This window comes from Aeromonas aquatica (genome assembly GCF_000764655.1).
Taxonomy (GTDB): domain Bacteria; phylum Pseudomonadota; class Gammaproteobacteria; order Enterobacterales; family Aeromonadaceae; genus Aeromonas; species Aeromonas aquatica.
Map to the genome: position 1 here is coordinate 1 of NZ_JRGL01000144.1, position 5737 is coordinate 5737.

The following is a 5737-nucleotide window of genomic DNA, read 5'->3' on the forward strand; positions in this document are numbered from 1 at the left end:
TGGTGGAGCTACGCGGGATCGAACCGCGGACCTCTTGCATGCCATGCAAGCGCTCTCCCAGCTGAGCTATAACCCCAACTCACCTCGGCGCTACCAAAGTTATCTCTGGCAACGGAGGCGCATGATAGGCATCACCCGCTTTGCTGTCAACCCAAAATTTTCGCCGGTTGGAGCGTTTAGTCAAAATTCAGACAGTTAGCTGTTTTTACCGCCAACAGCGTCGCTATGTCGCTGTTTTACGTCGCAAATCCGCTTGAGGCCAAAATGCAAAGGGCCCCCGTTCGGGAGCCCTTTTGAGTCATTCACAGCGGCCTGTTCGGCCACCTGGGAAGACTGACCTGCTGCGAGATTACTCGGCTGCCATACGCGCTTCGATATAGGCCAGGGCGCGGTCGATGCGCGCCAGCACACGCTCCTTGCCCACCAGCGCCATCACGGCGTCGATGGCCGGGGATTGACCGAGGCCGGTGACGGCGACGCGCAGCGGCATGCCGACCTTGCCCATGCCCTGGCCCAGCTCGGCGGCAGTGGCTTCAATCAGCTCGTGCAGCGCTTCGGTGGTCCAGGTGTCCAGCGCGGCCAGCTTGCTCTTGGCCAGGGTCAGCGGCTCTGCGGCCACACCGCGCAGGTGCTTCTTGGCGGCGGCTTCGTCGAGTGCCTCGTACTCCTCGAACAGGTAGCGGCTCTGGGCAGCGACTTCCACCAGGGTATTGCAGCGCTCGGCCAGCAGGGTCACCACGTCGGACAGGGCCGGGCCCTTGCTGGTGTCGATGTGCTGGGCGGCCATGTGCCACTCCAGATACTTGGCGACGTGTACCGGATCCTGGGTGCGCATGTAGTGGTTGTTCAGCCACAGCAGCTTGTCGGTGTTGAAGGCGGAGGCGGACTTGGAGATGGCATCCAGGCTGAACAGCTTGATCATCTCGTCCAGGCTGAAGATCTCCTGATCGCCGTGGGACCAGCCCAGACGCACCAGGTAGTTCAGCAGGGCTTCCGGCAAGTAGCCGTCGTCGCGGTACTGCATCACGGACACAGCGCCGTGGCGCTTGGACAGCTTGGCGCCGTCGTCACCCAGGATCATGGAGACGTGGGCAAATTCCGGCACAGGCGCGTTCAGAGCCTTGTAGATGTTGATCTGGCGCGGGGTGTTGTTGATGTGGTCTTCGCCACGCACCACGTGGGTGATCTCCATGTCCCAGTCGTCCACCACCACGCAGAAGTTGTAGGTGGGGGCGCCATCGGTGCGGCGGATGATGAGATCGTCGAGCTCGGTGTTGGCGAACTCGATGCGGCCACGGACGTGGTCGTCAAACACCACAGAGCCTTCGGTCGGGTTGCGGAAGCGGATCACGTGGGGCGCATCGGCCGGGTGATTGTGGGCGGCATCGCGGCACTTGCCGTCATAACGCGGCTTCTCGCCATTGGCCATCTGGCCTTCGCGCAGGGTCTCCAGCCGCTCCTTGGAGCAGAAGCACTTGTAGGCACGGCCGTCCGCCAGCATCTCGTCGATGATGCCGTTGTAGCGATCGAAGCGCTTGGTCTGGTAGTAGGGGCCCTCATCCCAGTTCAGCTCCAGCCATTCCATGCCCTCAATGATGGCGTCGATGGCCTCCTGAGTGGAACGTTCCAGGTCGGTATCCTCGATACGCAGCACGAACTCACCGCCCTGGCTCTTCGCAAACAACCAGGAATAGAGTGCGGTACGGGCACCGCCGACATGCAAAAAGCCGGTCGGGCTGGGAGCAAAACGGGTTTTGACTTTCATCTTTAAGCCTTGTGTAGAGGGCCTTGGGCCAATTCGTTAAAAAAACCGTCGCATTTTAGCACTCAGAATCACGGATGGGAAAAGCATGCAACAGCAGGGGCCTAAATAGGCAAGGATCCGGCCATGCCCCCATTCTTTGAATGGGATCGCAAAACCTCCCCTCTTTTTCCGCTTTGCTGGGCAACATAGCTGGAGAAGTCTCCCGCCCTGCCGATAAATCAGTCAACTTTCTACGTTACAAGGAACGCAAGATGCAGTTTCGTTCTATCCAGAATCGCATCCTGGTGATGGCGGGGATCGCCATGACCACGGCGCTGGTCATCCTGATCCTGCTCAATCAATACTCGGGCAAACAGACCCAGCAGCTGACCATCAGCTCCAGTCGTGCCGCCCTGCAACAGGAGGCCTGGCAGAAGGTGAGCGCCAACGCCCGGGCCGAGGCTGCCACCATCACCCAGTTGTTGCAGAAGGGGCTCTCCTACACCCAGCAGATGGCCAGCGTCTTCGCCCTGCAGCAAGGGGGCAAGCTGCCACTGGATCGCCAACAGGCCACCGACCTGCTCAAGGCGCAGCTCGCACTCGAGCCCCAGCTGTATGGCGCCTTCGCAGGGTTCGAGCCCAATGGCTTCGACGGTCAGGACGCCACCTTCGCCGGCCAGACGGCGCTCGGCAGCGACAGCCAGGGGCGCTTCGTGCCCTACTTCTACCGTGACAAGGACGGCATAGGCACCGATCTGCTGCTCTCCATCGAGAAGAGCGACGCGGACGAATTCGGCAACCCGGCCAACGACTACTATGCCTGCCCGAAACGGGAGGGCCGATCCTGCCTCATCGACCCCTTCAAGGTGGACATCAACGGCCAGCAGGTGCTGGTGAGCACCATCACCACCCCCATTCTGGTGGATGGCCAGTTCAAGGGGGTCGCCGCGCTGGATCTGGCGGTGGATTCCATCAGCCGTCAGGCCCAGTCCCTCAACAGCAACATCTATGACGGCAAGGGGGAGACCCTGATCGTTAGCGCCGCCGGCGTCATCACCGGCACCAGCGGCGACGCCAGCCTGCTCGGCAGCCGCGCCGACAAGCTGCTCGGCGATGGCTGGCAGCAATACCTCAAACCCGAGGTGCAGCGCCAGGAGCTCACCGATGCGTTTCGCATCTCGGTGCCCATCGCGGTGCCGGGCATGAGCCGCAACTGGGCCATCATCGTCACCCTGCCCTACAAGGTGGTGCTGGCCGGCGCCGATCAACTGGAGGCCCAGCTCACCGACATGAACCGCTCCGCCATGACCCAGCAACTGGTCGGCGCCCTGCTGGTGCTGGTGTTGGCGCTCGCCACCATGCTGGTGATAGCCCGCAGCATCACGGGCCCCATCCGCCAGATGGTGAGCCTGGTGGATGACATCGCCGACGGTGAGGGGGATCTCACCAAACGCCTCAATACCCAGTCCAAAGACGAGCTGGGGGCCCTGGCCCGCGGCATCAACCGCTTCATCGACAAGCTGCAGGTGCTGCTGGGGGATGTGCAGAAGACCGCGAGCGAGGTCCATCGCCACGCCGGTGACACCGACCGCATCGCCGGCCAGACCGACACCAACCTGCAGCATCACCAGGCACAGATGGAGCAGATGCTGACCGCGGTGCAAGAGATGTCCTACGTCAGCCAGGAGGTAGCGACCCACGCCAACAACACCGCCGACTCGGCCAAGCAGGCCCAGGGGGCGGCGGATCAGGGCAAGGTGCGCTTCCAGCAGGTGATCCAGTCCATGCACAGGGTGGCGGCCGAATCGGGCAAGGGCGCCGAGGTGGTCGAGGGACTGGCCCACGACAGCGAACAGATCACCAGCATACTCACCGTCATTCAGGGCATCGCCGATCAGACCAACCTGCTGGCGCTGAACGCCGCCATCGAGGCGGCCCGGGCCGGCGAGCAGGGCCGCGGCTTCGCGGTGGTGGCGGACGAGGTACGCAAGCTGGCGGGCAACACCCAGCAGGCGGTGCAGAACACCCAGGAGCTGATCGAGAAGATCCGCCACAGCTCGGCCAACGCGGTCAACGCCATCCAGCAGAGCCAGCAGCTGACCCATCAGGCGGTGGGCGAGGCCGATCTGGCGGAGGCGGCGCTGGACAGCATCTTCCAGGCCATCGCCACCATCAACGACATGACCTACCAGATCGCCTCCGCCGCCGAGGAGCAGAGCTCGGTTTCCGAGACCGTCTCCGGCAATCTGTCAAAAACCAACGCACTGGCCAACGACATCGCCGAAGATGCGACCAATACGGCCCAAGCCAGCCAGGCCTTGCGCCAGGCGGCCGAGCGTTTGCAGCAATTGCTCGGACAATTTCGTCTCAGCTGATAATTTTCATGCTCAGGGCTCTCCCCCTCGGGGGCGAGTCCGTTTACCATAGGCGCTATATTTGCCTGATGGCAGGCAATGTAGTGAGAGGTAAATGCCGTGCCCACCCCGGACCGTCGCCCACGTGGCCATAACAGACGAGCCCAGCAGCGTCGCCAAGACGAATCACAAGGAACCCTGCTCCATCGTATCAATGCCGCCACCCTGCCCCTGCGTCAGCGCCTCGGGCAAGGCATGAGTGGCCTGCGCAACAAGGAGGCCAGAACGGCTTCCTTCAAGCTGGCCAGCCCGCTGCCGCGCAAGCACACCATAGGTTTGCTGGTACTGATCCCGCTCTGGCTGCTGGTACTGATCTGGGAACCGGCCCCCTCGGCCCCCAGTGCTGCTCCGTCCGGCGCCCTCGCCGTACCCCTGGCTGTGCCGACCCAGGCCCTGACCGTAGGCAATGACAGCACTGGCAGTGCGCCGGTCGCCGCCAAACCGGTGGAAGAGAAGGTAGACGGCAGCTGGCTGCAGCACGATGTGCAGGCCGGCGAGACCCTCTACTCCATCTTCCGCAAGTTCGAGCTGCCCGGCGCCGAGCTGAGCCGGCTGATCGCCATAGAGGGGCCAGACAGGCCGCTGACCCGGCTGCAGTCCGGCAAGTCGGTGTTCGTACTGGTGGACGCCAGTCGCCGCATCCAGCGAGTCGAGATCCGCTCCTTCGGTCAGGTGAATTATCGCTACGACCGACAGGGCGAAGGCTTCGCACTCAAGGAGTGAAACCACCGGCGATGACGCAATGAAACGGGAGGCCTGGAGCCTCCCGTTTTTTTGCGCTGCAGCCTGAAACAAGCCGCTGACTTCGCAATAGTTTTAGCTCGCTCAAAAAATGAAAAGTGCCAAATTGACAAGGGATCGGGCTTCAGTACAATCGATTGTGCTTTAGACAGGGATTGTACTACATGCGACTGGGACAAATTGACGTGATCAGTCATGGGTAGACCCTGGATCCTAGGCAAATGCTGCCCAACAAGGCGTTAGTTTCAATTTGTTATAGATAGGACTTACCACATGTCTGACATTCGCACCGGCCAAGTAAAATGGTTCAACGAAACCAAGGGTTTTGGCTTCATCGAGCAATCCCAGGGACCGGACGTTTTCGTTCACTTCTCCTCCATCCAGAGCACTGGTTTCAAGACCCTGGCTGAAGGTCAAAAAGTCCAGTTCACCGTGACCCAGGGCAAGAAAGGCCCTCAGGCTGAGAACGTGACCCTGCTCTAAGCCGCGCCAGTGAACCAGTAGGAGGAGACTGCTCCTCCTATTTTTTTGCCTGTCATTCCCCAACCCACGCACAGACTCGCGGCGCCTTGGCTGGAGCTCGTTTCCCCTTCCCCTTTGCCCCCCAGAACGACGACAAGCCCTCGTCAAACGATAACAAGGGTTTTCGTAACACGAGCCCCAGGGGGGCCGCAGAAAACAAGCCATGTGAGTAAACGGCAGAGACGAAAAATCATCGCGGCGCGATGTGATGTGATGTGATGGGTAATTCAGAGAAGGTGATGAAAAGGTACTACGAGGAGAGATTGGAGCGGGAAACGAGACTCGAACTCGCGACCCGGTAATCCCCCCGAAAATC

Annotated in this window: 4 protein-coding genes and 1 tRNA gene; 3 read left to right on the forward strand and 2 right to left on the reverse strand. The window is 61.3% G+C overall.

Annotated elements, in window-relative coordinates; genetic code table 11:
- Both LG30_RS0118655 and gltX read right to left on the reverse strand, forming a co-directional pair.
- Positions 1-76: transfer RNA gene (locus LG30_RS0118655), tRNA-Ala, on the reverse strand.
- A 273-nt stretch (positions 77-349) separates the two neighbouring features.
- Positions 350-1765: a glutamate--tRNA ligase gene (gltX, locus tag LG30_RS0118660; protein WP_033132199.1), complete on the reverse strand. Its 1416-nt coding sequence runs from the start codon at positions 1763-1765 to the stop codon at positions 350-352.
- 251 nt (positions 1766-2016) lie between these two features.
- Here gltX and LG30_RS0118665 point away from each other — a divergent pair, with 251 nt between their 5' ends.
- The 3 genes from LG30_RS0118665 (at position 2017) to LG30_RS0118675 (ending at position 5382) form a co-directional block, all read left to right on the forward strand.
- Positions 2017-4119: a methyl-accepting chemotaxis protein gene (locus tag LG30_RS0118665; protein WP_033132200.1), complete on the forward strand. Its 2103-nt coding sequence runs from the start codon at positions 2017-2019 to the stop codon at positions 4117-4119.
- 99 nt (positions 4120-4218) lie between these two features.
- The gene (locus tag LG30_RS0118670; RefSeq protein ID WP_033132201.1) at positions 4219-4881 is read left to right on the forward strand and encodes a LysM-like peptidoglycan-binding domain-containing protein; all 663 of its coding nucleotides are present in this window, start codon (positions 4219-4221) and stop codon (positions 4879-4881) included.
- A gap of 291 nt (positions 4882-5172) precedes the next feature.
- A complete protein-coding gene (locus LG30_RS0118675; protein WP_005327092.1) occupies positions 5173-5382 on the forward strand; it encodes a cold-shock protein in 210 nt (69 codons plus the stop codon).
- Positions 5383-5737 lie beyond the last annotated feature (355 nt).